The following is a 25,233-nucleotide window of genomic DNA, read 5'->3' as shown; positions in this document are numbered from 1 at the left end:
TAGCTTCAGGAATACATGCGCCCATGGATGTCATGTCATGCAAGACATCCGCCGCCTTATCCGGCAATCGAGAGAACCGGTATGCTTGGCAAGCTTTTGCATGTGAGGACGAAATGCTTCAGGACAATACTTCGGCAGCGATGGTGCTCGGATCGGACGATCTGGAGCTTCTGCAACGGTTTCTTGAAGCCTGGTGCGAGGAAAACGGCGTCGACGCCGATAGCGAAGAGGCCCAGACCATCGCGTCCGGACTTTTCAACTGGTATCAGTTCGAACTTGGCGACCGCAACCTGATAAAGTCCGAGCCTCCTGAACCAATGCCCCAATCCGGCGAACTGAAACGGTTGCTGCGGGAGCTTGCTGCGGCCTGAATGCCGCCTGAGCGGCCGCAAACCGCGATCAAAATCGCGTCAGGTGCTTGAGGCTTTCAGAAAAACGGAACAAGAGAGTAGTCCCTTCCTATATCCCGGATACTTTCACCTTGTTTCATCTCGTCAAAGCACTTCTCTGCCTTTACGTCGTCATTCGTTTCATTGCACCCTTGCCCTGGCCGAAATGGCTGAAAGTCGTCATCGCCATCGTCCTGATGGTGGTGTTCCAGCATAGTCTGCTCACGCTTCTTGTGTTCGGCACGATGTTCTCGCCCGAAGTGCCCCGCTTCGTCATGATCTTCGCCAACTGGCTCTCCGGCTTCGTGCTGCTGACCGCCGTGGCCCAGTTGGTGATCGATGTCGTGACGCTCGTGCTGGCGGCCGCCAGACGCCGGCGCGTCTTCGTTCCTTCAAGGCTGCGCTACGGCGTCGGCGTCGTCACCGTCCTGCTCGCCGCATTCGCCGTCAGCCAGGCGATCCGCGTGCCGCCCGTTAAGGAAGTCGAGATCCGTATCCGCGACCTGCCCGCCGAGTTCGAAGGCTATCGCATGATCCAGCTGACAGACCTTCATATCAGCAAGCTTTTCCAGGCCCCTTGGGTCGAGGAAACCGTTGCGAGAACAAACGCGCAGAATGCCGACCTGATCGTCATCACCGGCGACCTTATCGATGGCGACCTGGAAGACCGCGCGCTCGATGTGGCGCCGCTGGCGGGACTGAGAGCCACCGACGGCGTATACACCATTCCGGGCAACCACGAATACTATTTCGGTCACGACGGCTGGATGGCGAAGTTCGAGGAACTGAACCTGAAGACGATCTCCAACGGCCATGTGGTTCTTCAGCGTGGCGATGGCCGTCTGACGCTCGCCGGCGTCAACGACATCAATGCGACGCGCTTCGGCCTCGAAGGGCCGGATCCGGTCAAGGCGCTGGCGGGCGCACCGGAAGGCGTGCCGGTCATCCTGATGGATCACCAGCCGCGCAACGCGGCGCTGTCCGCCGCAGCTGGCGCCGATCTGCAGCTGTCCGGCCACACCCACGGCGGCATGATCGTCGGGATGGACCGGCTCATCGCCCGCTTCAACAACGGCTTCGTTTCCGGCCATTACGACGTCGGCGACATGCAGCTCTACGTCAACAACGGCACGGCACTATGGATCGGTTTCGCGCTGCGCCTTGGCGTACCTTCGGAGCTGACCGTCATCACGCTTCGTCGCGCCTGAAACCGCTCAACGCCGATCGGTGGGGGCGGCATCGAGTTGCCGCTCTATCGCCTTGGCCGCCTGCCAGAGATCTTCCATACGATCGAGCGTGGCAGCCTCCAGCGTTTCACCTGATTTATCAAGTTCCGCCTCGATATGACTGAATCGACGGCGGAACTTCGCATTCGTGCCGCGCAATGCCATTTCCGGCATGATATCGACATGCCGGCCGATATTGACGAGCGCGAAGATGAGATCGCCCAGTTCGTCGGCCACCTTTTCCGGCCTCCCTTGCGCCAGCGCCTCGCGCAATTCCGCCACCTCTTCCTCGATCTTGTCGAGGATCGGCGCAGGTTCGGACCAGTCGAACCCGACCTTCGCCGCCCGCTCCTGCAGCTTCAGCGCCTCCGTCAGCGCCGGCAGCGCACGGTCCACCGCGCCGAGATGACCAGCCTTGAAATCCTCGACGATGCCGCGCGCCGCCCGGCGTTCGGCCCGCTCGCGCTTTTCCTCGGACTTGATCGTATCCCACTGTACCTTGACGGCATCCGGCGTGTCGGCATCGGAGCGAGCACCGGGGGGAACAAAGACGTGAGGATGACGGCGGATCATCTTCCTCGTGACCGCATGCACCACATCGCCGAAGGAAAACTCGCCCGCCTCCTCCGCCATCCGCGCGTGAAAGACGACCTGCAGCAACAGATCGCCCAGTTCCTCGCAGAGATCGTCCATGTCGTTGCGCTCGATCGCGTCGGCAACCTCATAGGCCTCCTCGATCGTATAGGGCTTGATCGACGCGAAATCCTGTTCGAGATCCCACGGGCAACCGGTCACCGGCGTTCTGAGCGCCGCCATGATCTCGATCAGGCGTGAAATATCCTTCGAAGCTTCCATGAAAATGTCCTCAAACGCTCAGCGGAGCGGAATTCAGTTGAGCGGAATGTCGTTGTCGCCCTTGCCGGACTGGTAGCTGTCGGACAACCGCTGATAAACAGATTTGATGCGGGCGATCTGTGCCGTCAGTTCGGTCCGTCGCGGCTCATCGACGGCCTCGACAAGTTCCGCGACGAAGTAGGAATTCCAGAAAGAGTTGGAGCGCCGATAGCCGCCCGGCTCCAGCCCGAACACCTCTTTGAGGATTTTCAGGTCATGGGGAATCGCAAACGCATCGCGCGAATCCTCGTGGCTGAAGAACGAATAGAAATTGTCGAAACCAGCCCAGGTAATGGCCGACATGCACATCGTGCAGGGTTCGTGAGTAGAAAGGAAAATCAGATCATTGGTGGAAAGTCCTGAAGTATTTTCATAAAACCGCTTCAGCGTATGAACCTCGCCATGCCAGAGTGGATTTTCCAGCTCGTTATTGGTCTCGGCGATAACCAGCGACAGGTCGGACTTTTTCAGTATGGCCGCGCCGAACACCTTGTTGCCGGCGGCAACACCCCGCTGCGTCAAGGGCAGGATATCGTGCTCGATGACATCGAGAAGGCGGGCAGCAATGGTGGGTGAAGAGGTCATGGCGATCTGTCCGATAAGGCGAATGACGACAGATTAGAGCTTCGTCCTTTCGGCCGGAAGCGAAAAGCGGGCATTCCCGACAAAAGCTGGGGAAACGCCGAAAACGGTGGGTTTTGCTCCGGAAACCCGTTGCCGCGCAAAAGAAATATCGTCGGCCAAACGAGTTCGCACTTCCATTTCTTCATTTGGCCCGGCGCTTCGCGGATACTCTCGTAACCATGGTTCAGGATATTCGCATGTCTTCCACGACCGAGCGCGCCACCAGTCCGCAGGATCGCCTGTCGGCCTTCCCGGCCTTTTTCCGTGTGCGCGGCAAAAGCGTCGCGATCTTCGGCAATGGCGATGAGGCCTATGCAAAAGCGCGGCTTCTCGCAAATACGGATGCGACGATCATCGCTTATGCCGATGCGCCCGAACACGACTATGCCGCATGGCTCGCCGCGCATGGCGTCGGGATCGTGTCTGCAGCATTTTCTCCCGAACAGGTGATCGGCGCCACCCTCGTCTTCGCCGCAACCGGCGAAGCGGAACAGGACCGGATCATCGTGACGGCCGCCCGCGCGCAGAAAATTCCGGCCAATGCGGTGGACCAGCCGGACTACTGCGATTTCTTCACGCCCGCTCTGGTCAACCGCGCTCCGGTCGCCATCGCTATCGGCACGGAGGGTGCGGGCCCGGTTCTCGCTCAGCTGATCCGCGCCCGCATTGACCAGATGCTCTCTCCCTCGCTCGGCCGCCTCGCCTCGCTGGCAGCCGATTACCGCGACGCGGCGGAACGCATGGTCCCGCGCGGCGTCTCGCGCCGCATCTTCTGGCGTCGTTTCTTCTCCGGCGATGTCGCCGATGCCATCGACGCCAATGACAACACCTCCGCCCGCCGCGCCGCCAATGCGCTTCTGTCGACCTCCGGCAAGGCCGAAGGCAAGATCTGGCTCGTCGGTGCCGGCCCCGGCGCCGAAGACCTTCTGACGCTGCGCGCCCAGCGCGTGCTGATGGAAGCCGATGCGATCGTCTATGACGCGCTGGTGCCGCAGGCGATCGTCGACATGGGCCGTCGCGATGCCGAGCGGCTGTCTGTCGGCAAGCGCAAGAACTGTCACTCCAAGAGCCAGGCCGAGATCAACCGGCTGCTCGTCGATCTCGGCCGCCAGGGCAAGCGCGTCGTACGGCTTAAATCCGGCGATCCGTTGGTCTATGGCCGCGCCGGCGAGGAAATGGCGGCGCTGCGCGACGCAGGCATCACCTACGAGATAGTCCCCGGCATCACCTCTGCCTTTGCCGCTGCAGCGGATTTCGATCTGCCGCTGACGCTGCGCGGCGTTGCCTCGTCGCTGATCTTCACCACCGGCCATGACCTGACCGGCAAGGTCCTCCCCGATTGGGCGAGCCTCGCCATCTCGGGCGCGACCATCGCCGTCTACATGGGCAGCACGGTCGCCGCCTCCGTCGCCGAACGCCTGATGGGTGCGGGCCTTTCGTCCGATACAACGGTCGCCGTTATCGAGAATGCCAGCCGTGCCGATCGCCGTCTCTTCCATGGCGTGCTCGGCGAATTGCCGGCGCTTGAAGCTCGCGATGATCTTGCCAATCCATTTCTAAGGGGTCCCGTCATGGTCATCATCGGCGAGGCTGTGGCAGGCGCCAATTTCGAAAAATCCGAACCGCTCTCCGCCTACAGAAGTGCAGTTCGCAATCAGCAAGAAGCAGGAATGGAACAATGACCGAGAAGGTTCTGACAGCCAACCGCCTCTCCGATGGCATCGCAGTCTGGCTCGACGCCGCAGGCCATTGGACGGAAAGCCTGCAGGATGCGCTCGTCGCACGCCACCCGGAAGCCATCGCCTCTCTGGAATCGATCGGCAAACGTGACTTTGCCGACAACAAGGTCGTCGATGTCGCCGTGATCGATGTCGAGGAAACCAACGGCATTCTCTGGCCGACCCGTCTGCGGGAGCGCATCCGCGCCGCCGGCCCCACAATGGAATACGCCGCCGGCTATAAACCGGCGGACAAAGCCTTTATCGCAGTCTGATACCGAAAGTCCGGGAACCCATGTATCGTTACGATGAATTCGACCACGCCTTTGTTTCCAGCCGCGTGGACCAGTTTCGCGATCAGGTCGAGCGCCGTCTGTCCGGCGAGCTTGCCGAGGACGCGTTCAAGCCGCTGCGCCTGATGAACGGCGTCTACCTCCAGCTTCACGCCTACATGCTGCGCGTCGCGATCCCCTATGGTACGCTGAACGCCAAGCAGATGCGGATGCTGGCCCATATCGCCCGCAAATATGATCGCGGCTACGGCCATTTCACCACTCGCCAGAACATCCAGTACAACTGGCCGAAGCTGTCGGACACGCCGGATATCCTGGCTGAATTGGCAAGCGTCGAGATGCACGCACTGCAGACATCCGGCAATTGCATCAGGAACGTCACGGCCGACCATTTCGCCGGCGCCGCCGCCGACGAGGTCGCCGACCCGCGCCCTTACGCGGAAATCCTGCGCCAGTGGTCTTCCGTCCACCCGGAATTTTCCTTCCTGCCGCGCAAATTCAAGATCGCCGTAACCGGCGCCGAGCGCGACCGCGCCGCGATCCAGGTCCATGACATCGGCCTTCACCTGAAGAAGAACGAGGCGGGCGAGATTGGCTTTGCCGTCTATGTCGGCGGCGGCCAGGGCCGCACGCCGCTGATCGCCAAGAAGATCAACGACTTTCTGCCCGAGGAAGACCTGCTCTCCTATATCACCGCCATCATGCGCGTGTACAACCTGCACGGCCGGCGCGACAACAAGTACAAGGCGCGCATCAAGATCCTCGTGCATGAAACCGGCGTCGAGGAACTGACCCGACAGGTGGAAGAGGAGTTCGCCCACCTGAAGGAAACCGAGCTGAAACTGCCGGAGACGGATATCGAGGCGATCACCGCCTATTTCGCTCCGCCGTCGCTGCTCCCCCGCGCCGAAGGCTGGGCGCAGCTTGCCGGCTGGAAGAAGCAGGACGAGGAATTCGCCCGCTGGGTTGACCAGAACGTGCAGCCGCACAAGCATCCAGACTACGGCATGGTGACGATCTCGCTGAAACCGATCGGCGGCATTCCGGGCGACGCGTCGGACGTGCAGATGGACTTGATTGCCGATCTGGCGGAGGAATTCTCAAATGACGAGATCCGCATCAGCCACGAGCAGAACGTCATCTTCCCGCATGTGGCGCTGGCCGATCTCGAGCCGCTCTACCGCGCGCTGGTGGCCCAGAACCTCGCCACCGCTAATTCCAACCTGATCACCGATATCATTGCCTGTCCCGGCCTGGACTACTGCGCCCTGGCGAACGCCCGTTCGATCCCGGTAGCCCAGGAAATTTCCACCCGCTTCGGCGCACCGGAGCGCCAGGCTGAAATCGGCGAACTGAAGATCAAGATCTCCGGCTGCATCAACGCCTGCGGCCATCACCATGTCGGCCATATCGGCCTTCTGGGCGTCGAGAAGAAGGGGGCCGAACTCTACCAGATCACGCTCGGCGGCTCGGGTGACGAGAATACCTCGATCGGCGAAATCATCGGCCGCGGTTTCGAGCCAGCCAAGGTGACCGACGCAATCGAGACGATCGTCGACACCTATCTCGGCCTGCGCGAGAGCAAGGAGGAAACCTTCCTCGCGGCCTATCGCCGCGTCGGACCGCAGCCGTTCAAGGATGCGCTCTATGGCGACGCCAAGGCGGAGGCCGCGTGATGACCAAGATCTGGAGAGAGACTGGCTTCGTCGACAACGATCCGTGGGTAATCGAGACGGAAGAGGTGAAGGCCGAGGGAGAGCAGAAGCCGATTCTGCCGCTCGACCAGTTCATCGAGAAGGCCGAGGCAAGCAACGATATCGGCCTCGGCGTGCTGATCAGGCCTGCCGACGACGTGCGCAAGCTTGAGCCATACCTCTACCGTATCGAACTGGTCGCGGTGGATTTCCCGGCCTTCAACGACGGCCGCGCCTTCAGCCACGCCTCGCTGCTGCGCGACCGGCTTGCCTACCGGAACGAGCTTCGTGCTGTTGGCGACGTGCTCATTGACCAGGTTCCGCTGATGCTGCGCTGCGGCGTTGACAGCTTTGCCGTAACCAACGCAACGGCGCTGAAACGGCTTGCCGAAGGCCGCCTGCCCGGCATCGCCGTGCATTATCAGCCGACGGCGCGTCCCGCGGAACAGGGCGAAGGCTACAGCTGGCGCCGCCGCAGCGTGCCCGCCTGAAAATATCGCCGTGGATAAAACATGATAGAACGGGACATATTTTCCCGTTCTCCGCGACAAACAGGCGCGGATGCCTTCAAATGCGCGGCTTGATAGTATATCTCGCTGTCAAACGATGAGACTGGAAGACCGATCGCGATGAACGCTCCCACCAAGAACGAAGAATTTGCCGCAAAAATCCCGGACGGCGTCTATGCCGAGACGGTTCTCGATGTGCAGCATTATACGGATCACCTGTTCCGCTTCCGCATGACGCGCCCGGCAGGCTTCCGCTTCCGCTCGGGTGAGTTCGCCATGATCGGCCTTATGGTCGGCGAAAAGCCGATCTACCGCGCCTACTCGATCGCAAGCCCGGCCTGGGACGAGGAACTGGAATTCTTCTCGATCAAGGTGCCGGATGGCCCGCTGACCTCGCACCTGCAGAAAATCAAGCCGGGCGACACCGTGCTGATGCGCAAGAAGCCGACGGGCACGCTGGTACTCGACGCGCTGACGCCGGGCAAACGCCTCTACATGTTCTCGACCGGTACCGGCATCGCCCCCTTCGCCAGTCTGATCCGCGATCCGGAAACCTATGAAAAGTTCGAGGAAGTCATCCTCACCCATACCTGCCGTGAAGTCGCCGAACTGAAATACGGCTTCGACCTCGTGGAAGAGATCAGGAACCATGAGTTCCTCTCCGAACTGGTCGGGACCAAGCTGAAGCTCTATTCGACCGTGACCCGTGAGGACTATCCGTTCCAGGGCCGCATCACCGATCTGATCGCAAACGGCAAGATGTTCAGCGACCTCGGCGTGCCCGCTCTGGACCCCGCCATCGACCGCGGCATGATCTGCGGCTCCGCCGCAATGCTGAAGGACACGAAGGAACTGCTCGAAAAGGCTGGCCTGACCGAGGGCGCCAACAACAAGCCGAGCGAGTTTGTTATTGAACGGGCTTTCGTCGGATAAAAGCCCCTCACACTAACCCTCCCCCCGCATGCGGGGCGAGGGAGACGTGGCCCGCTATAGGTAAGATATATAAGTCGGAGAGTTCGCGACTTGCGTCCTTCAGTCCGGTTACCGGGAGAAGGTGGCGGCAGTCGGGTGACTGGGCAGCTTTCCGCAGACAGATCCGCAAGAAAACGGTTTACCGTTCCCAGTCTTCCTTTTCGCGCTTGGTCCCGTTGCCCAGCCTACGCTCGAGCTCCGACGCCTGCGCTTCCGACATGCGCACATCCATCGTCACCGAACCGTCCTCGTTGTCCTTGCGGCCATCGACGATCGAGTTGCCGTAGATCCACGAGACGAGCGCAAGCTTGTCCGCCGGAATGGTGATCGTGGTTTCGGTCAGCACACCGGACAGCCGCTTGGCGATCTCGTCCATTAACGGATCGAGGCCCTCGCCGGTGATGGCGGAGAGCGCCATGATATTGTCACGCCCCTCGGCGCGGGCAAACAGCGCGTCATGCGTTTCCGGATCGAGTCGGTCGATCTTGTTCCAGACCTCGATGATCCGCTCGGAGCTTTCCTTCTCGTCGATACCCAGATCGGCGAGAATGCGCAGTACGTCATGTGACTGGGCGGCATTATCCGGGTCGGACATGTCGCGCACATGCAGGATCAGATCCGCTTCCAGCACCTCTTCCAGCGTCGCGCGGAAGGCGGCAACCAGATGTGTCGGCAGGTCGGAAATGAAGCCGACCGTGTCGGACAGGATGACGGTGCGGCCATGCGGCAGCTTCATACGGCGCAATGTCGGGTCGAGCGTCGCAAACAGCATGTCTTCAGCCAGCACGCCGGCACCGGTAATCCGGTTGAACAGCGTCGACTTGCCGGCATTGGTATAGCCCACCAGCGCCACGATCGGATGCGGCACCTTGCGGCGCTTGGCGCGATGCAGCTGGCGGGTACGCACGACCTGCTCCAGCTCGCGCTCCAGCTTGACGATACGATCCTGCAGCAGCCGACGGTCGGCCTCGATCTGGGTTTCGCCCGGACCGCCCATAAACCCGCCGCCGCCACGCTGGCGTTCAAGGTGGGTCCACGACCGCACGAGCCGGCCCTTCTGGTAGTTGAGATGCGCCAGATCGACCTGTAGCGTGCCCTCCTTGGTGGAGGCCCGGCGGCCGAAGATCTCGAGGATCAGGCCGGTGCGGTCGATGACCTTGGCATTCAGTTCCTTTTCGAGATTGCGCTGCTGCACCGGCGTCAACGGATGATCGACGATGACGAGACCACAATCCTTCTCGTCGAGAAGTGCCTTGATCTCCTCGATCTTGCCGGTTCCCATGAGCGTCGCAGGGCGCGGCTGGCTGACTGTGACGATCAGCCCCTCGACCACGTCGAGATCGATGGCGCGCGCAAGACCCGACGCTTCCTCGAGGCGGGCCTCGTTGGAACGCTGCGGCGCGGCTGCAACCGGATTGTCGCCCTGCCCGCCGCGCGAGCGCGCCTGTTTGAGCACAGGCACCACCACCACGGCGCGCATATCGTCCCGGTGCTTTTCGGCTTCCGGGACAAGCGATTCGTTAGACGTGTCTCGATTGGAAATCTGTCTTCGTCCTTAAGCTGCGTTTTCTTCGGTCTCGAACATCTGCATCGGCTGACCCGGCATGATGGTGGAGATCGCGTGCTTATACACGAGCTGCGAGTGCCCGTCACGACGAAGAAGGACGCAGAAGTTGTCGAACGAAGTGACGACACCCGTGAGCTTTACCCCGTTGATGAGGAATATTGTCAGGGAAATCTTCTGCTTGCGAACGGTATTGAGAAATAAATCCTGCAGGTTCTGAGAACGTTCCGCCATGGCGCCGATTCTTTCTTTCTTGCCGACAATGTGCCGGGATAATGATCTCTCGAAATTTGAGATGATGGGGAAACGCCCCGTGTTTCCCTTCCCCCAAATGTCTGGTTATCAAATCGCCGTCTTTTCCGCAATCGCGAAAAAGCGCTGGCGATCACTCGATGCGACATGGCTTGATGCCGCCATGCCGAATTTCTAGCCATTCAACCGATTGGATCGACCGCTATCGCCCGATGCGTTCCTCACACCCCGAGCGACTTCAGCTTGCGGTGCAAAGCCGAGCGCTCCATGCCGACGAACTCGGCAGTGCGGGAAATGTTTCCGCCGAACCGGTTGATCTGGGCGATCAGGTAGTCGCGCTCGAACATCTCGCGCGCCTCGCGCAAAGGCAGCGTCATGATGTGGACATTGCCGGTCGACGACACCTTCGGCAGCATGTCGCCGAGATCGGTCGGCAGCATGTCGGCGGAGATCGCCGTGTCCGGCCCGTCGGTCCGCGCCAGGATCATCAGCCGCTCGATGTTGTTGCGCAGCTGGCGAATGTTGCCCGGCCAGTCATGCGCCTGCAGCACGGCCATTGCGTCGTCGCCGATCTTGCGCGAACGGATGCCCGCCTGTTCGGAAATTTGCCGCATGAACATGTCGACGAGGAACGGAATGTCCTCGCGGCGCTCGGCAAGTGCCGGCACTTTCACCGGTACGACCGCCAGGCGATGGTAGAGATCCTCGCGGAACGCACCTTCGGAGATCAGGTTCTCGAGATTATAGGCGGTCGAGGAAATGATCCGCACATCGACCTTGACCCGCTTGGAGCCACCGACGCGCTCGAACTGCTGGTCGACAAGCACCCGCAAAATCTTGTTCTGCGTCTCGCGCGGCATCTCGCCGATCTCGTCGAGATAGAGAATACCGCGATGGGCCTCTTCCAGCGCGCCGATCTTGCGTGCCTGGCCGGGGGCACCCTCGGTGCCGAACAGCGCCACTTCCATCCGGTCCGGCGTGATCGTCGCCGCATTGAGTGCGACGAACGGGCCGCTTGCGCGCGACGACTTGCGGTGGATCATCCGGGCCACCAGCTCCTTGCCGGAACCGGAGGGACCGAGGATCATGATGCGGCTGTTGGTCGGCGCCACCTTCTCGATCGTCTGGCGCAGCTGCGAGACGGCAACCGAAGTGCCGACGAGCTCGGCCGCGTCGCCGGTGCGCCGCTTCAGCTCGGAAACCTCGCGCTTAAGCTTGGAATTTTCCAGCGCCCGTTCGGCAATCAGGATCAGGCGGTCGGCCTTGAACGGCTTTTCGATGAAGTCGAAAGCACCGCGCTTGATCGCTGAAACCGCCGTCTCGACATTACCGTGACCGGAAATCATCACCACGGGCAGGTCGGGATGCCGGCTCTTGATCTCGTCGAGCAGCGCCAGACCATCGAGCTTCGATCCCTGCATCCAGATATCGAGAAACACGAGCCTCGGCACGCGATCGGAGATCGCCGCAAGCGCGCTGTCGCTGTCATGCGCCATGCGCGTTTCATGCCCCTCGTCGGAGAGGATGCCCGCAACGATTTCGCGGATATCCGCCTCGTCATCGACGACCAGAATGTCAGACGCCATAAGCCATTTCCTTGTCTTTGTCGGTCGTGGATGCCCCGCCCGCTGCCTCGGCATGCGGCAGGAGCACCCGGATCATGGCGCCTTTGCCATGGTCGAAATCGGTGGGGGCGTCATGCAGTTCGAGCTGCCCCCCGTGTTCTTCAATGATCTTCTTGACGATCGCGAGGCCGAGACCCGTGCCCTTGTCGCGCATCGTCATGTAGGGTTCGAGAATGCGGTGGCGGTTTTCCGCCGGCAGGCCGATGCCGTTGTCGATCACGTCGACGACGAACACGTCGCGCGCCGCGTCGAAGCCGGTACGGACCATCACCTTGCGGCCGTCCCGTTCCTCGTCGGCCGGAACCGATTCGATCGCCTCGACCGCATTCTTCACCAGATTGCCAAAAGCCTGCCCCAGCATGCGCGCATCGAACATGCCCTTGAGCGGCTCGTCGCCGAGATCGCGGATGAACTCGACATGGCTCGCGCCCATTTCGCGCAGGAAGATGGAATCCTTGAGAATATCGCGCAGGTCGGCGATCTCCTTGGACGGTTTCGGCATGCGCGCGAATGACGAGAATTCATCCACCATCCGGCCGATATCGCCGACCTGACGAACGATCGTGTCTGTGCACTGGTCGAAGACGGCCCGGTCATTCTCGTCGATCTGCCTGCCATAGCGGCGCTTCAGACGCTCGGCGGAAAGCTGGATCGGCGTCAGAGGGTTCTTGATTTCGTGTGCGATACGGCGCGCCACGTCTGCCCATGCGGTCGAGCGCTGCGCGATGACGAGATCGGTAATGTCGTCGAGCGTGATGACATAGCTGTCGTTCGAGGCCCGCTGTTCTTCCCGCGTCACCTGCACCGACAGCGTCCGCTCCTTGCCGCCGCGCATCAGATTGACTTCCTTGCGGAAATCGCCGCGCGATCGGGTCGTGGCTTCGGTGAGGATATGATCGATCTCGGGCACCACGTCCTGCAGCGTCTGGCCGATCATCTCATCGGTACTCATGCCGAGCAGCAGTTCGGCGGACGGATTGACGATGCTGATGCGCCGGTCGTCGACACCGATGACGGCAGCTGTGACACCTGACAGAACGGCCTCGATGAAGCGGCGGCGGTCGTCCACTTCGTCCTTTGCTTCGAGGATCTCGTCCTGCTGCGTGCGGATCTCGGAGATCATCTTGTTGAAGGTACGCGAAAGGCTGCCGACGTCGCCATCAGCGGCGCGGACCGGCACGACGACATTGAGATTGCCGCTGCCGACACTGTCCGCGGCGCTGATCAGGAGACGGATCGGGCGCACGATCCTGTCTGCGACCGCAATGGCCGCCCAGATCGAAGCAAGAAGAACGATAAGCGCAAAACCGAGATAAAGCACGGCGAAGGCAAACTGCAACGACGAGCGTCCCGCCTCCATGGACGTATACTCGGCCGTATTCTCTTCCATCAGCCGCATCGCGTTCATCACGCGCGGGTCTACGGCACGGATCGTGTAAAGGAACGTGCCCGAAATCGCATCCGTCTTGATGATGGCGCCGACGAGATTGGTCACACCCGGCGGGATCAGCGTCGGCTGACCGGCGGCCGCCGATTTCAACGCATCGGCGGGAATGGCCGGCAGCGGCCGCTCCGTCTTGATATCGGCCTGGGCGATCGCCTCGCCATCTTCGCGCACCAGAAACGCGCCCAGCATGCCGCGTCCCCTCGCCTGCCTCGTCATCATGTCGACAAAGCCGATGCGGTCGAGATAGAACATCGCCCGGTTGCGCTCGAGGTCGTTCGACATCGAAACGGTCTGGCCCTGCAGGTAGCTGGCATTCTCCATCATGTAGGCGCGCGCCACGTCCTGCGACGACTGCACGATGGATTGGGTGCGAAGTGAGAACCAGCGGTCGAGACCGACGTTCAGCGTCAGGCTAGCGAAGATCGCCACCAGAACGGCCGGCGTGATCGCTACGATGGAGAACAGCGCAACGATTCGCACATGCAGGCGCGCGGCAGCACGCCCACGGTTGCGCGCCCGCACCAGACGCGTCACCTCGCGGCCGATCAGGTACATCAGGCCGAGAATGAAAACCGAATTGATGACAGCGGACGCGATGACGACATTGCCGGTCGGCGGGATGGGTGTAAGGCCAAGCAGCACAAGCAGCGTCGACATGCCCGAAATGAGCGCGCCGCTGGCCAGCAGCAGCCCCGGCAGCGCGAACGAGGCGCGACGGTCCTGAGCGGAGGCCGCCGCATGATTGTCGGCAACAGGCATCGTCCCGCCGTCCACCATCGCTGCCTCCTTGATGCCCTAATGGCCTATCGCCTGCGTCATGCGGCGCAGGCATTATTCACACGCTGTAAAGGATGTCCGCCCGACCGGCCGGACCCGAAACATCCCGGCGCGGCACGACGGCCTGCGTGACTTCTAAGCAACGCAATGTGGCGAAAATGCAACGATGGCGACCTGCTGTCAAGCAGTCCACACAGATCACGCAGAACGTGAACTGCGATAGACGGATACACCGAGTTCGCGAATCTTCTTACGCAGCGTATTGCGGTTAAGACCGAGCAGATCGGCCGCCTTGATCTGGTTGCCGCGGGTCGCAGTCAGCGCCGCGAGAATGAGCGGATACTCCATCTCGGTCAGCACTCGGTCATAGAGGCCGGGCGGCGGCAGATTGTCGCCGAAGCTGGCGAAATAGCTGCGCATGTTCTCCTCCACCGCCTGGGCGATGGTCAAAGAACCGTTTCGCGGCGCAACCTTGTCGATCGGGCTGTCGGGCACATCCGAGCTGAGTTCCGTATCGACGATCTCGCGGGTGATGACCTCCTGCGGATAGAGAGCCATCAGCCGGCGCACAAGATTTTCAAGCTCGCGCACGTTGCCCGGCCAGGCATAGGCCTTCATCGCATCAAGCGCTTCCGAATCGAACCGCTTGCCTTCCAGTCCTTCCTTTTCCGCCATCTGCATGAAATGGCGGACGAGATCGGGAATATCCTCGGCACGGTCGCGCAGCGGCGGCAGGCGCAGCGGCACGACGTTAAGCCGATAATACAGGTCCTCACGGAAAAGCCCCTGATTGATCAGATGCTTGAGGTCTTTGTTGGTAGCCGCGACGATACGCACGTCGGTGCGGATCGGCGTACGGCCGCCGACTGTCGTATATTCGCCCTGCTGGAGAACGCGCAACAGACGCGTCTGCGCATCCATCGGCATGTCGCCGATTTCGTCGAGGAACAGCGTACCGCCCTCGGCCTGCTCGAAACGGCCGGTCGAACGGTTCTGCGCACCGGTAAAGGCACCCTTTTCGTGGCCGAACAGTTCGGATTCGATCAGGTCGCGCGGGATTGCCGCCATGTTGATGGCGACGAACGGACCGTTGCGGCGCTTGCCGTAATCGTGCAGCGCGCGGGCGACAAGCTCCTTGCCGGTACCGGATTCACCGGTGATCATCAGCGTCAGATCCGTCTGCATCAGGCGGGCGAGCACGCGGTAGATTTCCTGCATCGCCGCCGAACGGCCGACGAGCGGCATCCCGTCCTGCATGTCGTCGTCGAGACGGGCAGGCTTGCGCTTCGGCTCGGCCAGAGCGCGGCCGACGATGGCGATAAGCTCGGTCAGGTCGAAAGGTTTCGGCAGATAGTCATAGGCGCCCTTTTCGGATGCGCGAATGGCGGTCATGAACGTGTTCTGCGCGCTCATGACGAGGACCGGCAGATCCGGGCGCGATTTCTTGATGCGCGGCAGGAGATCGAACGCGTTCTCGTCCGGCATGACGACGTCGGTGACGACGAGATCGCCTTCGCCGGCGGAAATCCAGCGCCAGAGCGTCGCGGCATTCGAGGTTATGCGCACATCATAGCCGGCGCGGGTCAGCGCCTGGTTTAACACGGTGCGGATGGCCGCGTCGTCGTCGGCGACAAGGATCGTGGCAGTCATTGATCGTTTCCTGTGGAGTTCAAGGTACGGCCGTCGACGACCTCTTCCTTGTGCATGGGCATCAGAACACGGAATATGGTGCGGCGCGCCTGGCTATCGCATTCGACGATGCCGCCATGGGCGCCGATGATCTTGGCAACCAGCGCAAGCCCGAGGCCGGAGCCGTTGGTCTTGGTGGTGATGAACGGATCGAACAGATGCGGCACGAGATCCGACGGAACGCCGGGACCGTTGTCGATGACGCAGAATTCCAGCGGCAGCGAAATCTTTTCGCGCGTACCGGCAACCGACAGGCGTATGCCCGGACGGTAGGCCGTCGTCAGCATGATTTCGGCGTCTGGCTGATCACCAACGGCTTCGGATGCATTCTTGATCAGGTTGAGGAAGACCTGCACCAGCTGGTCGCGGTTGGCATAGACCGGCGGCAACGACGGGTCGTACATTTCCGAAATCTTGATGTCACGGGCAAAGCCCGCTTTGGCCACCGCCTTCACGTGATCGAGGATGGAATGGATGTTGAGCGGCAAGCGATCGACCGGGCGCTCGTCGGAAAACACTTCCATGCGGTCGACCAGGGAGACGATACGGTCGGTCTCGTCGCAGATCAGCCTCGTCAGCGGCCGGTCATCGTCCGGCACGACGCTCTCAAGCAGCTGGGCCGCGCCGCGAATGCCCGAAAGCGGGTTCTTGATCTCGTGCGCCAGCATCGATGCCAATCCCGTTACGGAGCGCGCAGCCGCCCGGTGCGTCAGCTGACGGTCGATCTTGTCGGCCATCGAACGCTCCTGGAAAACGACGACGACCGAGCCCGGCTCGCTGACGACCGGCGCGACATAAAGATCGACCAGCTTTTCCTGGCCGAGCTTCGGCGACGACAGATCGACGCGATATTCGTTCACCGGCGCCTTGCGCTCACGCACCTGATCGATCAGCGCCAGCAGCGGGCTGCCGAACGGAATGAAACTGGAAATCTTGTATTTCGCCAGATGCGAGGCGCTGGCGCCGAAGAAGGTTTCAGCTTCCCAGTTGGCGAATGCGATCACGCCCGATTGATCGACGAGGATCACCGGGTTCTGCACGGAATTGAGGACGGCCATGGCCAGCGCCTGCCCGTGGGCTGCGTCCTGGACGGCGGACTTGGTCATGCGGCCTCCCTTCGGGGCTGTATTGATGCGGCGTCGAAGGCAACGGCAAGGCGGCGGATAACATCCGCAGCGTCTTTCGCAACCATGATTGCCGCCTTTTCCTCAGCAGGTAGATCAGGCGCGAAACGCTCGATATACCAGCCGAGATGTTTACGGGCATGCCTCAACCCCGGCTCACGGCCGTAAAGCTCCAGCATCGCCTCGTAATGTTCGATGACGATCGCACCGATCTCCGATGCCGTCGGCGCGGCGTGACCGGCCAGGCATCCGACATGCCACGGGCGCCCCTGCGCGCCGCGGCCGATCATCACGGCGTCGGCACCGGACCGGCGCATGATCTCGGCAGCATCTTCCTTGGTCTGAACATCGCCATTGGCGATCAGCGGAAGGGAGATGACCTCCCGCACGGCACGGATCGCGTCCCAGTCCGCCTTGCCTTCATAGAACTGCATGCGGGTGCGGCCATGAATGGTGATCAGTTTCACGCCGGCATCCTGCGCCCGCCGTGCGATCAGCGGCGCGTTCAGGCTGTCATGATCCCAGCCGAGCCGCATCTTGACGGTGACGGGAACGGAGACCGCCTTCACCACCGCCTCGATCAGCGACAGGGCGTGGTCGGGATCGCGCATCAGCGCCGAGCCTGAATAGCCGCCGATCACCTTCTTGGCGGGACACCCCATGTTGATATCGACGATATCGGCACCGTTATCGACGGAAATCTTTGCCGCCTCGGCCATCCAGTACGCCTCGCGTCCGGCAAGCTGCACCATATGCGGCGTCATTCCGGCATTCCTGAGCCGCGCCCACGATTCGCCCTTGTTCATCACCAGCTCGCGACTGGCGACCATTTCCGTCACCACAAGACCCGCACCGTAACGCCAGGCGAGCTTGCGGAACGCAAGATCGGTCACGCCGGACATGGGCGCGAGCACCGACCGGTTGCGGACGGTGACGTTTCCAATCTCGAATGGCATGGCAAGATCGCAGGACAGCAAATGATGATCTTTCAGGCAAAATAGTATTCTGCACTATTTTTATTCAGGTCTTGAGCGTTTGCCAAGAGCGATTTACGGACTGCGCTATTTTTAAGCGACATGCTGGAAATGCGGCTTTTGAGTCTATAGTTCTGCGCCTGTCAATTGAATTCGCTACGGGACTGGGACGACAAAACCATGACAATCGGCATCGTTATCGTCGCTGCAGGACGCGGTGAGAGAGCAGGCGCGCCCGAGGAAGGGCCGAAGCAATACCGCGCGATCGGCGGCCGCCCAGTGATTGCACACACGCTTGAGACCTTCCTGAAGTGGGACAAGCGTGGTCCGATCGTGGTTGTCATTCACCCGGATGACGAAGCGCTTTATGCCGGGGCAACATCCGCCCTCGGCGACATGGCGTCCGTCACAACCACATTCGGCGGCGAGACGCGCCAGCGATCCGTCTATGAGGGCCTGCGCGCCCTGTCAGAAACAGACGCGACGCATGTGATGATCCATGACGCCGCCCGCCCCTTCGTCGACCACGTGATTCTCGACCGCATCGCGGAGGCGTTCGATGGCGGCATAGACGCAGTCCTGCCGGCAATCGCTGTCAGCGACACGCTGAAGCGCGGCGGCAGCGACGGCCTGGTGCATGAGACCGTGTCGCGTGCCGGGCTTTATGCCGCACAGACGCCGCAGAGCTTCCTCCTGTCGGAAATCCGCGCCGCACACGAGAAGGCCGCGGCGCTTCGCCGCGAAGACTTTACCGACGACGCCGCCATCGCCGAATGGGCCGGCCTGCCGGTGACGCTCGTCGAAGGATCGGTCGACAATGTGAAACTGACTGTGAAACGGGACATCGCCATGGCCGACGAAAAACTCTCTTCCCAGGCCCTGCCGGACGTGCGCACCGGCAACGGCTACGACGTCCACCAGCTGGTCGAAGGAAATGGCGTGACACTCTGCGGAGTCTTCATCCCGCATGATCAAAAACTGTCCGGCCATTCCGATGCAGACGTTGCCCTGCACGCCTTGACGGACGCCCTGCTCGCCACCTGTGGTGCCGGCGATATCGGCGACCATTTCCCGCCGTCGGACATGCAGTGGAAGGGTGCCGCATCAAAAATCTTTCTCGACCATGCGGCAAAGATCGTACGCGAAAAGGGCGGCGTGATCATGAATGCCGACGTCTCGCTGATCGCCGAAGCCCCGAAAGTCGGGCCGCACCGCGATGCGATGCGCGCCAACCTTGCCGAGATCCTCGGCATCTCGATGGACCGTTGCTCAGTCAAGGCGACGACCAACGAGACAATCGGCTTCGTCGGCCGCCGCGAGGGCATCGCCGCGATCGCCACGGCAACCGTCGTTTATCGCGGATCGCCGGCATGAGCCTGTTCCCGGCCGATATGGAGGCTGAAGCACGGCGGATCATCGAGGATTTCGGCCGTCTGGGCCTGATGTTGTCGACCGCCGAATCCTGCACCGGCGGCCTGATTGCCGGGGCCTTGACGGACATTCCCGGATCCTCCGCCGTCGTCGACCGCGGCTTCGTCACCTATACGAATGAGGCGAAGACGGACATGCTCGGCGTCCATACGTCGACATTGACGACCTACGGGGCGGTATCGCAGGAAACCGCGCTGCAGATGGTCAACGGCGCGCTGTTCCGCTCACGCTCGAACATCGCGGTAGCCGTTACCGGCATTGCCGGTCCCGGCGGCGGCTCGGTGGACAAGCCGGTCGGTCTCGTCCATCTGGCAGCCCGCACCCGCACCGGAGCGCCCCTGCACAGGGAAATGCGCTATGGCGATCTGGGCAGGACGGAGATCAGGCTGGCAACCATCCGTACCGCCTTCGAAATGCTGCGCGAGGCGGCTGACCTCGAAATTTAGGCCGCAGCGTAAATTTTGTCGGCGCGGGCCTCGAAGGCGTCGGTGAACATGCGGAAGGCACGATCGAACATCGACCCCATCAGTGCACCGAGAATCATGCTCTTGAATTCGTAGTCGATATAGAAATGCACGATGCAGCCGTCACCGCCATCCGTAGCAGGCTCGAAGCGCCAGCGATTGTCGAGATACTTGAATGGTCCCTCGATATATTTGACGTCGATCGCCTTCTCTGACGGATTGAGCAATACCTGGGTCGTGAACGTCTCGCGGATCGCCTTGTAGCCCACCGTCATGTCTGCCAGCAGCAGAACCTTGCCGTCCCGTTCCTTGCGCGTGCGCACGGCAAGCGCCTCGCATAGCGGCAGGAATTCCGGGTAGCGCTCGATGTCGGCGACGAGCGCATACATCTTTTCGGGGCTGTGCTTGACGGGGCGGAGGATCTCGAACTTGGGCATGGCCTGCAGTTAATCGCCTTGCCTCGCAAGATCAAGAAGCTGCCGCATTTGTCGCCGCGATTTGAGAATGACCACCGGGACATCCGGCCCGTATCGCTCGATATTGCGCAGGATCGCCGGCACGAACACCCTCTCGAAATTCCAGATGTAGGAAAGGAAGTCGGCATCCGGCAGCCGCTCCGGGCAACCGGGCGCCATGTCGGGTCTCGTGCGGCCGAAATAGCGGAAGACGCGCATGAAGACGCCCAAGAGACACTGCCAGCGCGGCACCCTGAGCCAGATGACGAGCTCCGTACGCGGCAAGCGCAGGTCGAAGGTCGAGGCGCCGCTGCCATCCATAATCCACTGATCGGCGGAAACAGCCTTTGCGATCAGCCGACGTTCATCCACCTTGTCGCGCTTCACCCAGCCGGGCTGCCAGAGAAATTCGCGGTCCATCGACACATAGGGAAGAGTAAAGCACTCGGCGATTCTCTGCGAAAGCGTCGACTTGCCGCCGCCGGAACAGCCGATCACGAGAATGCGACGGGACTGGCGCAAAAGCCCGGCCGCCTCGCCCATTGTCACGCAGCATATCGCGGATGCGTCCGATGTGATGTCCACCGATCACCTCCCCGGCTTCCCGTTTGACAAATTTCAAGTTAAAGAAATTTAATGCAGCGCATGCGGGTTGTAATATTCCCAGCGCGCAATCTGCCCTATATTGGTGCGTTGCAATATTCTAAAAAGAACGATCTATCCGAAAGACGCATATCCATGGACGATTTCGCACAGATGATAAAGCTGCTCGAATCCGCGAAGCAGCTCGCAGACATGAACGGCATGCCCATGCTGGCCTATTTCATCGAAATGGCAAAGGGTGAGGCGCGCGGCCAGAAAGGCACCCTGCGCGAACGCCGCCACGGCCAGGACAAGCGTCCGAAGGTCGAAGCAGCAGAATAACAGACCCTGAAATATCGGAGATTGGTTGCCGCCTATTCGGCGGCAACCAGAAGCTTCTTCTCGCGCGCTGCACGAAGCCGCGCAAAATCGTCGCCTGCATGGTGCGACGACCGGGTCAGCGGGCTCGACGCGACCATCAGGAACCCCTTCGTATAGGCAACCGTCTCATAGGACTTGAACTCGTCCGGCGTGACGAATTTTTCGACCTTGTGATGCTTGCGCGTCGGCTGCAGATACTGGCCGATCGTCAGGAAGTCGACGTCCGCCGTCCTGAGGTCATCCATCAGCTGCAGCACTTCGTTGCGCTCTTCACCCAGCCCGACCATGATGCCGGACTTGGTGAACATGGTCGGATCCAGCTCCTTGACCCGCTGCAGCAGGCGCACGGAGTGGAAATACCGCGCGCCGGGGCGAACCGTGAGGTAGTTGCCCGGAACCGTCTCCATATTGTGATTGAACACATCGGGCTTGGCGGCAACGACACGCTCCAGCGCACCCGGCTTCTTCAGAAAGTCCGGCGTCAGGATCTCGATCGTCGTCAGCGGCGAGGCCGCCCGGATCGCCCAGATCACCTTTTCGAAGTGCTCGGCACCACCATCTGCCAGATCGTCACGGTCGACCGAGGTGATGACGACGTGGGACAGGCCCATTTCCTTCACCGCCTTGGCGACGTTTTCCGGTTCCGCCATATCGAGCGCGTTCGGTTTGCCGGTCGCGACATTGCAGAAGGCACAGGCGCGGGTGCAGATCTCGCCCATGATCATGAAGGTGGCGTGCTTCTTGTCCCAGCACTCACCGATATTGGGACAGCCCGCCTCTTCGCAAACCGTGACGAGCTTGTGCTCCTTCACGATCGAACGGGTTTCCTGATACCCTTTCGAGACCGGCGCTTTGACGCGGATCCACTCGGGCTTGCGCATCACCTCGGTATCCGGCCGATGCGCCTTTTCAGGGTGACGGATGCGCTTTTCGTCGTTAAGCGACGTCCTGTCGAGAATTGTGACCATATATGAATGCTCCTCCGCCGCGAGAACCTGCGGCCCCCGTCACCGTCTGACGAGTTTGGCGACAAATAGCAAAATGCAAGAACCAACGAAACCCTGCACCAGGTAACCCAGCCATCCGCTGGCGACATGGATATTGGCGCTGTCGAAGATGGCATTGGCGAGCACTGCACCGACAATGCCGATGATGATGTTCATGAATATGCCGAAGCGCATATCCATCAGCTTGCCCGCGAGCCATCCCGCCAAGCCCCCGATGATGATTGCTGCAAACCAGCCGACGCCCATTCCATTCTCCTGATGTTCAAAGCCCAGATATGGTTAGGGCTTCATCCGGGCACAATGCCGGATGAAGCCCTGCAATATCAGGCGTTCAGCACGCGACCATAGGCGTCCAGCACGCTTTCCTTCATCGATTCCGAAATGGTCGGATGCGGGAAGATCGTGTGCATCAGGTCTTCTTCGGTCGTCTCCAGGTTCATGGCGACGACAAAACCCTGGATCAGTTCGGTGACTTCCGCACCGACCATGTGGGCGCCGAGCAGTTCGCCCGTCTTCTTGTCGAAGATGGTCTTGACCATGCCCTGGTCCTCACCGAGCGCCACGGCCTTGCCGTTGGCGGCAAAGGAGAAGCGGCCGACGCGAATGTCGCGGCCCTGCTCCTTGGCCTTGGCTTCCGTCAAACCAACCGAGGCGACCTGCGGGTTGCAATAGGTGCAGCCAGGGATCTTGCTCTTGTCGGTGGCATGAACGTTCGGCAGGCCGGCAATCTTTTCGACGCAGACGACGGCTTCATGCTCGGCCTTGTGAGCGAGCAGCGGGCCACCGGCAACGTCACCGATCGCGTAGATGCCGTTGACGTTGGTCTTGCCGTAGCCGTCGATGACGATGAAACCGCGATCGGTCTTCACGCCGGCGGCTTCGAGCCCGATATTTTCGATATTGGCCTGAACGCCGACGGCCGAGATCATCCGGTCAGCGGTGATCTTTTCGGACGAACCGTCCTTCTTCTCGATAGTGGCGGTGACCGAGTTGGAACCCTTCTCGACCTTGGCGACCTTCGCCTCCAGATGGATCTTGATGCCTTGCTTTTCGAACTGCTTCTTGGCGAAAGCGGAGATTTCCGCATCTTCGACCGGCATGACCTGGCTCATGATTTCGACGACGGTGACGTCGACGCCCATTGTGCGGTAGAAGCTCGCGAACTCGATGCCGATGGCGCCCGAGCCCATGACCAGCAGTGACTTCGGCAGCTCTTCCGGCTTCATGGCTTCAAAATAGGTCCAGATCAGCTTGCCATCCGGCTCGATGCCGGGAAGCGCGCGCGGACGCGCACCGGTGGCAACGATAATGTGCTTGGCGGTGTAGGTGCCCTCGCCCAGCGTGTTCTTCGGCACCGGACCCTGCGGCTGCACGATCTCTTTGGTTATCTTGCCGACGACAATTTCGCCCGGCTTGGTGATCCTGGCCTCACCCCAGATGATATCGACCTTGTTCTTCTTGAACAGGAAGCCGACGCCGTTGTTCATCCGCGCGGCAATGCCGCGCGAACGGGCGACGATCGCCTTGACGTCCGGCTTGATCGAGCCTTCGAGCGTCAGACCGTAATCCTTGGCATGGGTCGCGGTGTGCAGCACGTCGGCGGTGCGCAGCAGCGCCTTGGTCGGAATGCAGCCCCAGTTCGAGCAGATGCCGGCGAGGTGTTCGCGTTCGACGACGGCGACCTTCATGCCGAGCTGGCTGGCACGGATGGCGGCGATATAGCCGCCGGGGCCCGAGCCGATTACGATGACGTCATAAGCGTTGGACATGAGCGCTTCCAATCCTCTGTTTATTTAGAGCTTGAGGACACCCGTCCTCCAGCCTTTGACGGGATGGAAGCGCCTGGCGTCACACCGCCAGCTTGATCGCCTCCGCCTCCGGTTCGGGGTGAACCAGCATCCCGTGGATTTCTTCCTTCAGCTGCCGGCGCTGATTGCACATGTCGATGAGCAAGGCATCGCCGGCGGGCTCGTTGCGTTTTTCGGCCAGTCGGACTTTTCGGCTCAGCTCCTCATAGCTCCGGCAAAGCCTGGCGAAATGCCCGTCGGTTTGCTGGAGATGATGCAAGAGCGCCCTGAAATCCGGAAATTCCGCGGCCAGTTCATGCGGCGTGCCAGGCATGGTGCAAATCCCTCTTTCGTTCGGAAAGGGCCACGCTAGGTCCGCCTAAAAATTCCTCCGTTGATTCAGATCACAGGCCAAGCATCATTCGCACGATCGGCTCGAGGCCGCGACCAATTGCCCGCGTTCCCTCCGCCGTCAGGTGCACACCATCGACCGGACTGGTCTGCGCAACCGAACCGGCATCGAAAAAGCCGCATCCCATGTCATCGGCAAGGTCCCGATAAAGCGAGGCAAGCATCGCGGATTGCTCGATGCCATCCTTGAACATGGCCGCGAACACCGGATCCGCCGTGCTGCAAAGCGGCGGCGGCGACACGATCAGGACATCCGGCGCATCATAGTCGAAAGACCATTCATGGTGGCGGATGAGCCCGACCAGCCGCTGCATGCCGGCACGCGCCGCGTGCGCAGCCCCGGCAATCGTCGGCTTCATGTCGTTGGTGCCGAGCATGATGATGACGAGGTCGAGCGGCATATGGGTGTGAAGCACCGTGGGCAGATTCGTCACGCCGTTCCGGTCGCAATCGGCCAGATGATCGTCGTAACCGGTTGTACGCCCATTCAACCCTTCAGCGATGACGGTGACACTCTCGCCAAGCGCAGAGCCGAGCGCACTCGGCCAGCGATCCTCGAACGCATGACGGCCGGGGCCTTCCGGATCATAGCCCCAAGTCAAGCTGTCGCCGAAGCAAAGAACGGTTTTCATATTGTCCATATGTCAGTCATTCCCTGCAGACGTGCGTCGATGGGATTAGGTCTCCCTCATCAGCCTTTGCACGTCGATTTCCAACGCCGAGATTCGCTTCTCAAAATCACCTGTAGCGAGCTTGGACATCAACGTGTCCGCAACCAACATCTTGCGCACACTTTTCAGCTCGTCCTCGACATCACCGATATGCCGATCGATTTGCGAAAATCGGTCATTCATCTCACTACGCATTTCGCGCAGCATCGGCATGATCATGTCTACCGGTTCATTCGCCATAGAACACTCTCCGTCACACCTCTTGCCAAGATC

28 protein-coding genes are annotated in these 25,233 nt (G+C 61.1%); 11 read left to right on the top strand and 17 right to left on the bottom strand.

Annotated features, from left to right (window positions below; all coding sequences use genetic code 11):
• Nucleotides 1-23: 23 nt before the first annotated feature.
• Together AC0JZ4_RS13850 and AC0JZ4_RS13845 are read left to right on the top strand one after the other, a co-directional pair.
• The gene (locus tag AC0JZ4_RS13850; protein WP_471886944.1) at nt 24-371 is read left to right on the top strand and encodes a hypothetical protein; all 348 of its coding nucleotides are present in this window, start codon (nt 24-26) and stop codon (nt 369-371) included.
• A gap of 110 nt (nt 372-481) precedes the next feature.
• Nucleotides 482-1,597, top strand: coding sequence for a metallophosphoesterase (locus tag AC0JZ4_RS13845; protein ID WP_471886943.1), 1,116 nt, complete (start codon nt 482-484; stop codon nt 1,595-1,597).
• 6 nt (nt 1,598-1,603) lie between these two features.
• Here the strand turns inward: AC0JZ4_RS13845 and mazG are convergent, their stop codons facing one another.
• A complete protein-coding gene (mazG, locus tag AC0JZ4_RS13840) occupies nt 1,604-2,470 on the bottom strand; it encodes a nucleoside triphosphate pyrophosphohydrolase (protein ID WP_471886942.1) in 867 nt (288 codons plus the stop codon).
• A 33-nt stretch (nt 2,471-2,503) separates the two neighbouring features.
• Nucleotides 2,504-3,094, bottom strand: a complete 591-nt coding sequence (locus tag AC0JZ4_RS13835) for a deaminase (protein WP_471886941.1) — start codon at nt 3,092-3,094, stop codon at nt 2,504-2,506.
• Between the two features lie 236 nt (nt 3,095-3,330).
• On the opposite strand from AC0JZ4_RS13835, the gene cysG reads away from it, so the two are divergent.
• From cysG to AC0JZ4_RS13810, 5 genes are all read left to right on the top strand, one after another.
• Nucleotides 3,331-4,815 (top strand): siroheme synthase CysG, encoded by a 1,485-nt coding sequence (gene cysG, locus AC0JZ4_RS13830; RefSeq protein WP_471886940.1) that lies wholly within the window; start codon nt 3,331-3,333, stop codon nt 4,813-4,815.
• Nucleotides 4,812-5,126 (top strand): DUF2849 domain-containing protein, encoded by a 315-nt coding sequence (locus AC0JZ4_RS13825; RefSeq protein WP_471886939.1) that lies wholly within the window; start codon nt 4,812-4,814, stop codon nt 5,124-5,126. Before cysG ends, AC0JZ4_RS13825 begins: the two co-directional genes overlap by 4 nt.
• Nucleotides 5,127-5,146: 20 nt before the next feature.
• Nucleotides 5,147-6,820 carry a nitrite/sulfite reductase gene (locus AC0JZ4_RS13820; RefSeq protein WP_471886938.1) on the top strand — a complete coding sequence of 558 codons (1,674 nt, stop codon included), beginning with the start codon at nt 5,147-5,149 and terminating at the stop codon, nt 6,818-6,820.
• Nucleotides 6,820-7,329, top strand: coding sequence for a DUF934 domain-containing protein (locus tag AC0JZ4_RS13815; protein WP_471886937.1), 510 nt, complete (start codon nt 6,820-6,822; stop codon nt 7,327-7,329). Before AC0JZ4_RS13820 ends, AC0JZ4_RS13815 begins: the two co-directional genes overlap by 1 nt.
• 138 nt (nt 7,330-7,467) lie before the next feature.
• On the top strand, nt 7,468-8,280 hold the full coding sequence (locus AC0JZ4_RS13810; protein WP_471886936.1) for a ferredoxin--NADP reductase: 813 nt from the start codon (nt 7,468-7,470) through the stop codon (nt 8,278-8,280).
• Between the two features lie 178 nt (nt 8,281-8,458).
• Here AC0JZ4_RS13810 and hflX read toward each other — a convergent pair whose 3' ends face one another.
• Both hflX and hfq read right to left on the bottom strand, forming a co-directional pair.
• The gene (gene hflX, locus AC0JZ4_RS13805) at nt 8,459-9,799 is read right to left on the bottom strand and encodes a GTPase HflX (protein WP_471886935.1); all 1,341 of its coding nucleotides are present in this window, start codon (nt 9,797-9,799) and stop codon (nt 8,459-8,461) included.
• Nucleotides 9,800-9,874: 75 nt separating this feature from the next.
• Complete coding sequence (hfq, locus tag AC0JZ4_RS13800) at nt 9,875-10,117, bottom strand: RNA chaperone Hfq (protein WP_007757453.1); 243 nt, start codon at nt 10,115-10,117, stop codon at nt 9,875-9,877.
• Here hfq and AC0JZ4_RS13795 point away from each other — a divergent pair.
• On the top strand, nt 10,116-10,313 hold the full coding sequence (locus tag AC0JZ4_RS13795; protein ID WP_471886934.1) for a hypothetical protein: 198 nt from the start codon (nt 10,116-10,118) through the stop codon (nt 10,311-10,313). The genes hfq and AC0JZ4_RS13795 overlap by 2 nt on opposite strands.
• Before the next feature lie 43 nt (nt 10,314-10,356).
• On the opposite strand, the gene ntrX is transcribed toward AC0JZ4_RS13795, so the two are convergent.
• From ntrX to dusB, 5 genes are all read right to left on the bottom strand, one after another.
• Complete coding sequence (gene ntrX, locus AC0JZ4_RS13790; protein WP_471886933.1) at nt 10,357-11,721, bottom strand: nitrogen assimilation response regulator NtrX; 1,365 nt, start codon at nt 11,719-11,721, stop codon at nt 10,357-10,359.
• Entirely contained in the window at nt 11,711-13,984 is a 2,274-nt protein-coding gene (locus tag AC0JZ4_RS13785) for a sensor histidine kinase NtrY-like (RefSeq protein WP_471886932.1), read from the bottom strand. Before AC0JZ4_RS13785 ends, ntrX begins: the two co-directional genes overlap by 11 nt.
• A 198-nt stretch (nt 13,985-14,182) precedes the next feature.
• A complete protein-coding gene (gene ntrC, locus AC0JZ4_RS13780) occupies nt 14,183-15,634 on the bottom strand; it encodes a nitrogen regulation protein NR(I) (RefSeq protein WP_471886931.1) in 1,452 nt (483 codons plus the stop codon).
• Nucleotides 15,631-16,779, bottom strand: a complete 1,149-nt coding sequence (locus AC0JZ4_RS13775; protein ID WP_471886930.1) for a two-component system sensor histidine kinase NtrB — start codon at nt 16,777-16,779, stop codon at nt 15,631-15,633. Before AC0JZ4_RS13775 ends, ntrC begins: the two co-directional genes overlap by 4 nt.
• Nucleotides 16,776-17,753, bottom strand: coding sequence for a tRNA dihydrouridine synthase DusB (gene dusB, locus AC0JZ4_RS13770; protein WP_471886929.1), 978 nt, complete (start codon nt 17,751-17,753; stop codon nt 16,776-16,778). Before dusB ends, AC0JZ4_RS13775 begins: the two co-directional genes overlap by 4 nt.
• Nucleotides 17,754-17,951: 198 nt before the next feature.
• On the opposite strand from dusB, the gene AC0JZ4_RS13765 reads away from it, so the two are divergent.
• Both AC0JZ4_RS13765 and AC0JZ4_RS13760 read left to right on the top strand, forming a co-directional pair.
• Entirely contained in the window at nt 17,952-19,145 is a 1,194-nt protein-coding gene (locus tag AC0JZ4_RS13765) for a bifunctional 2-C-methyl-D-erythritol 4-phosphate cytidylyltransferase/2-C-methyl-D-erythritol 2,4-cyclodiphosphate synthase (protein ID WP_471886928.1), read from the top strand.
• Complete coding sequence (locus AC0JZ4_RS13760) at nt 19,142-19,648, top strand: CinA family protein (RefSeq protein WP_471886927.1); 507 nt, start codon at nt 19,142-19,144, stop codon at nt 19,646-19,648. Before AC0JZ4_RS13765 ends, AC0JZ4_RS13760 begins: the two co-directional genes overlap by 4 nt.
• Here AC0JZ4_RS13760 and AC0JZ4_RS13755 read toward each other — a convergent pair.
• Together AC0JZ4_RS13755 and AC0JZ4_RS13750 are read right to left on the bottom strand one after the other, a co-directional pair.
• The gene (locus tag AC0JZ4_RS13755) at nt 19,645-20,103 is read right to left on the bottom strand and encodes a type II toxin-antitoxin system RatA family toxin (RefSeq protein WP_471886926.1); all 459 of its coding nucleotides are present in this window, start codon (nt 20,101-20,103) and stop codon (nt 19,645-19,647) included. The genes AC0JZ4_RS13760 and AC0JZ4_RS13755 overlap by 4 nt on opposite strands.
• 9 nt (nt 20,104-20,112) lie before the next feature.
• Nucleotides 20,113-20,664, bottom strand: a complete 552-nt coding sequence (locus AC0JZ4_RS13750; RefSeq protein ID WP_471887888.1) for a P-loop NTPase family protein — start codon at nt 20,662-20,664, stop codon at nt 20,113-20,115.
• Nucleotides 20,665-20,859: 195 nt separating this feature from the next.
• On the opposite strand from AC0JZ4_RS13750, the gene AC0JZ4_RS13745 reads away from it, so the two are divergent.
• Nucleotides 20,860-21,045: a hypothetical protein gene (locus AC0JZ4_RS13745; protein WP_471886925.1), complete on the top strand. Its 186-nt coding sequence runs from the start codon at nt 20,860-20,862 to the stop codon at nt 21,043-21,045.
• A gap of 32 nt (nt 21,046-21,077) precedes the next feature.
• On the opposite strand, the gene lipA is transcribed toward AC0JZ4_RS13745, so the two are convergent.
• From lipA to AC0JZ4_RS13715, 6 genes are all read right to left on the bottom strand, one after another.
• A complete protein-coding gene (gene lipA / locus AC0JZ4_RS13740) occupies nt 21,078-22,052 on the bottom strand; it encodes a lipoyl synthase (protein WP_471886924.1) in 975 nt (324 codons plus the stop codon).
• A 39-nt stretch (nt 22,053-22,091) separates the two neighbouring features.
• On the bottom strand, nt 22,092-22,337 hold the full coding sequence (locus tag AC0JZ4_RS13735; RefSeq protein WP_132273513.1) for a GlsB/YeaQ/YmgE family stress response membrane protein: 246 nt from the start codon (nt 22,335-22,337) through the stop codon (nt 22,092-22,094).
• Nucleotides 22,338-22,414: 77 nt separating this feature from the next.
• Nucleotides 22,415-23,860: a dihydrolipoyl dehydrogenase gene (gene lpdA, locus AC0JZ4_RS13730; RefSeq protein ID WP_471886923.1), complete on the bottom strand. Its 1,446-nt coding sequence runs from the start codon at nt 23,858-23,860 to the stop codon at nt 22,415-22,417.
• Between the two features lie 79 nt (nt 23,861-23,939).
• Nucleotides 23,940-24,212: a YdcH family protein gene (locus AC0JZ4_RS13725; RefSeq protein ID WP_471886922.1), complete on the bottom strand. Its 273-nt coding sequence runs from the start codon at nt 24,210-24,212 to the stop codon at nt 23,940-23,942.
• A 70-nt stretch (nt 24,213-24,282) separates the two neighbouring features.
• Nucleotides 24,283-24,921, bottom strand: a complete 639-nt coding sequence (locus AC0JZ4_RS13720) for an SGNH/GDSL hydrolase family protein (RefSeq protein ID WP_471887887.1) — start codon at nt 24,919-24,921, stop codon at nt 24,283-24,285.
• Nucleotides 24,922-24,966: 45 nt separating this feature from the next.
• Nucleotides 24,967-25,200, bottom strand: a complete 234-nt coding sequence (locus AC0JZ4_RS13715) for a hypothetical protein (protein ID WP_471886921.1) — start codon at nt 25,198-25,200, stop codon at nt 24,967-24,969.
• Nucleotides 25,201-25,233 lie beyond the last annotated feature (33 nt).

The sequence above is a fragment of the [Rhizobium] kunmingense genome (genome assembly GCF_977018605.1).
The sequence above is the reverse complement of the archived record's forward strand: the minus strand, read 5'-3'. Positions and strand labels throughout refer to the sequence as shown.

Excerpts from the sequence above, each read along its gene's own strand:
- AC0JZ4_RS13850 (WP_471886944.1), top strand. The coding sequence starts at position 24 with ATGGATGTCATGTCATGCAAGACATCCGCCGCCTTATCCGGCAATCGA.
- mazG (WP_471886942.1), bottom strand. The coding sequence starts at position 2,470 with ATGGAAGCTTCGAAGGATATTTCACGCCTGATCGAGATCATGGCGGCG.
- AC0JZ4_RS13835 (WP_471886941.1), bottom strand. The coding sequence starts at position 3,094 with ATGACCTCTTCACCCACCATTGCTGCCCGCCTTCTCGATGTCATCGAG.
- cysG (WP_471886940.1), top strand. The coding sequence starts at position 3,331 with ATGTCTTCCACGACCGAGCGCGCCACCAGTCCGCAGGATCGCCTGTCG.
- AC0JZ4_RS13825 (WP_471886939.1), top strand. The coding sequence starts at position 4,812 with ATGACCGAGAAGGTTCTGACAGCCAACCGCCTCTCCGATGGCATCGCA.
- AC0JZ4_RS13820 (WP_471886938.1), top strand. The coding sequence starts at position 5,147 with ATGTATCGTTACGATGAATTCGACCACGCCTTTGTTTCCAGCCGCGTG.
- AC0JZ4_RS13815 (WP_471886937.1), top strand. The coding sequence starts at position 6,820 with ATGACCAAGATCTGGAGAGAGACTGGCTTCGTCGACAACGATCCGTGG.
- AC0JZ4_RS13810 (WP_471886936.1), top strand. The coding sequence starts at position 7,468 with ATGAACGCTCCCACCAAGAACGAAGAATTTGCCGCAAAAATCCCGGAC.
- hflX (WP_471886935.1), bottom strand. The coding sequence starts at position 9,799 with ATGCGCGCCGTGGTGGTGGTGCCTGTGCTCAAACAGGCGCGCTCGCGC.
- AC0JZ4_RS13795 (WP_471886934.1), top strand. The coding sequence starts at position 10,116 with ATGGCGCCGATTCTTTCTTTCTTGCCGACAATGTGCCGGGATAATGAT.
- hfq (WP_007757453.1), bottom strand. The coding sequence starts at position 10,117 with ATGGCGGAACGTTCTCAGAACCTGCAGGATTTATTTCTCAATACCGTT.
- ntrX (WP_471886933.1), bottom strand. The coding sequence starts at position 11,721 with ATGGCGTCTGACATTCTGGTCGTCGATGACGAGGCGGATATCCGCGAA.
- AC0JZ4_RS13785 (WP_471886932.1), bottom strand. The coding sequence starts at position 13,984 with ATGGTGGACGGCGGGACGATGCCTGTTGCCGACAATCATGCGGCGGCC.
- ntrC (WP_471886931.1), bottom strand. The coding sequence starts at position 15,634 with ATGACTGCCACGATCCTTGTCGCCGACGACGACGCGGCCATCCGCACC.
- AC0JZ4_RS13775 (WP_471886930.1), bottom strand. The coding sequence starts at position 16,779 with ATGACCAAGTCCGCCGTCCAGGACGCAGCCCACGGGCAGGCGCTGGCC.
- dusB (WP_471886929.1), bottom strand. The coding sequence starts at position 17,753 with ATGCCATTCGAGATTGGAAACGTCACCGTCCGCAACCGGTCGGTGCTC.
- AC0JZ4_RS13765 (WP_471886928.1), top strand. The coding sequence starts at position 17,952 with ATGACAATCGGCATCGTTATCGTCGCTGCAGGACGCGGTGAGAGAGCA.
- AC0JZ4_RS13760 (WP_471886927.1), top strand. The coding sequence starts at position 19,142 with ATGAGCCTGTTCCCGGCCGATATGGAGGCTGAAGCACGGCGGATCATC.
- AC0JZ4_RS13755 (WP_471886926.1), bottom strand. The coding sequence starts at position 20,103 with ATGCCCAAGTTCGAGATCCTCCGCCCCGTCAAGCACAGCCCCGAAAAG.
- AC0JZ4_RS13750 (WP_471887888.1), bottom strand. The coding sequence starts at position 20,664 with ATGGGCGAGGCGGCCGGGCTTTTGCGCCAGTCCCGTCGCATTCTCGTG.
- AC0JZ4_RS13745 (WP_471886925.1), top strand. The coding sequence starts at position 20,860 with ATGGACGATTTCGCACAGATGATAAAGCTGCTCGAATCCGCGAAGCAG.
- lipA (WP_471886924.1), bottom strand. The coding sequence starts at position 22,052 with ATGGTCACAATTCTCGACAGGACGTCGCTTAACGACGAAAAGCGCATC.
- AC0JZ4_RS13735 (WP_132273513.1), bottom strand. The coding sequence starts at position 22,337 with ATGGGCGTCGGCTGGTTTGCAGCAATCATCATCGGGGGCTTGGCGGGA.
- lpdA (WP_471886923.1), bottom strand. The coding sequence starts at position 23,860 with ATGTCCAACGCTTATGACGTCATCGTAATCGGCTCGGGCCCCGGCGGC.
- AC0JZ4_RS13725 (WP_471886922.1), bottom strand. The coding sequence starts at position 24,212 with ATGCCTGGCACGCCGCATGAACTGGCCGCGGAATTTCCGGATTTCAGG.
- AC0JZ4_RS13720 (WP_471887887.1), bottom strand. The coding sequence starts at position 24,921 with ATGAAAACCGTTCTTTGCTTCGGCGACAGCTTGACTTGGGGCTATGAT.
- AC0JZ4_RS13715 (WP_471886921.1), bottom strand. The coding sequence starts at position 25,200 with ATGGCGAATGAACCGGTAGACATGATCATGCCGATGCTGCGCGAAATG.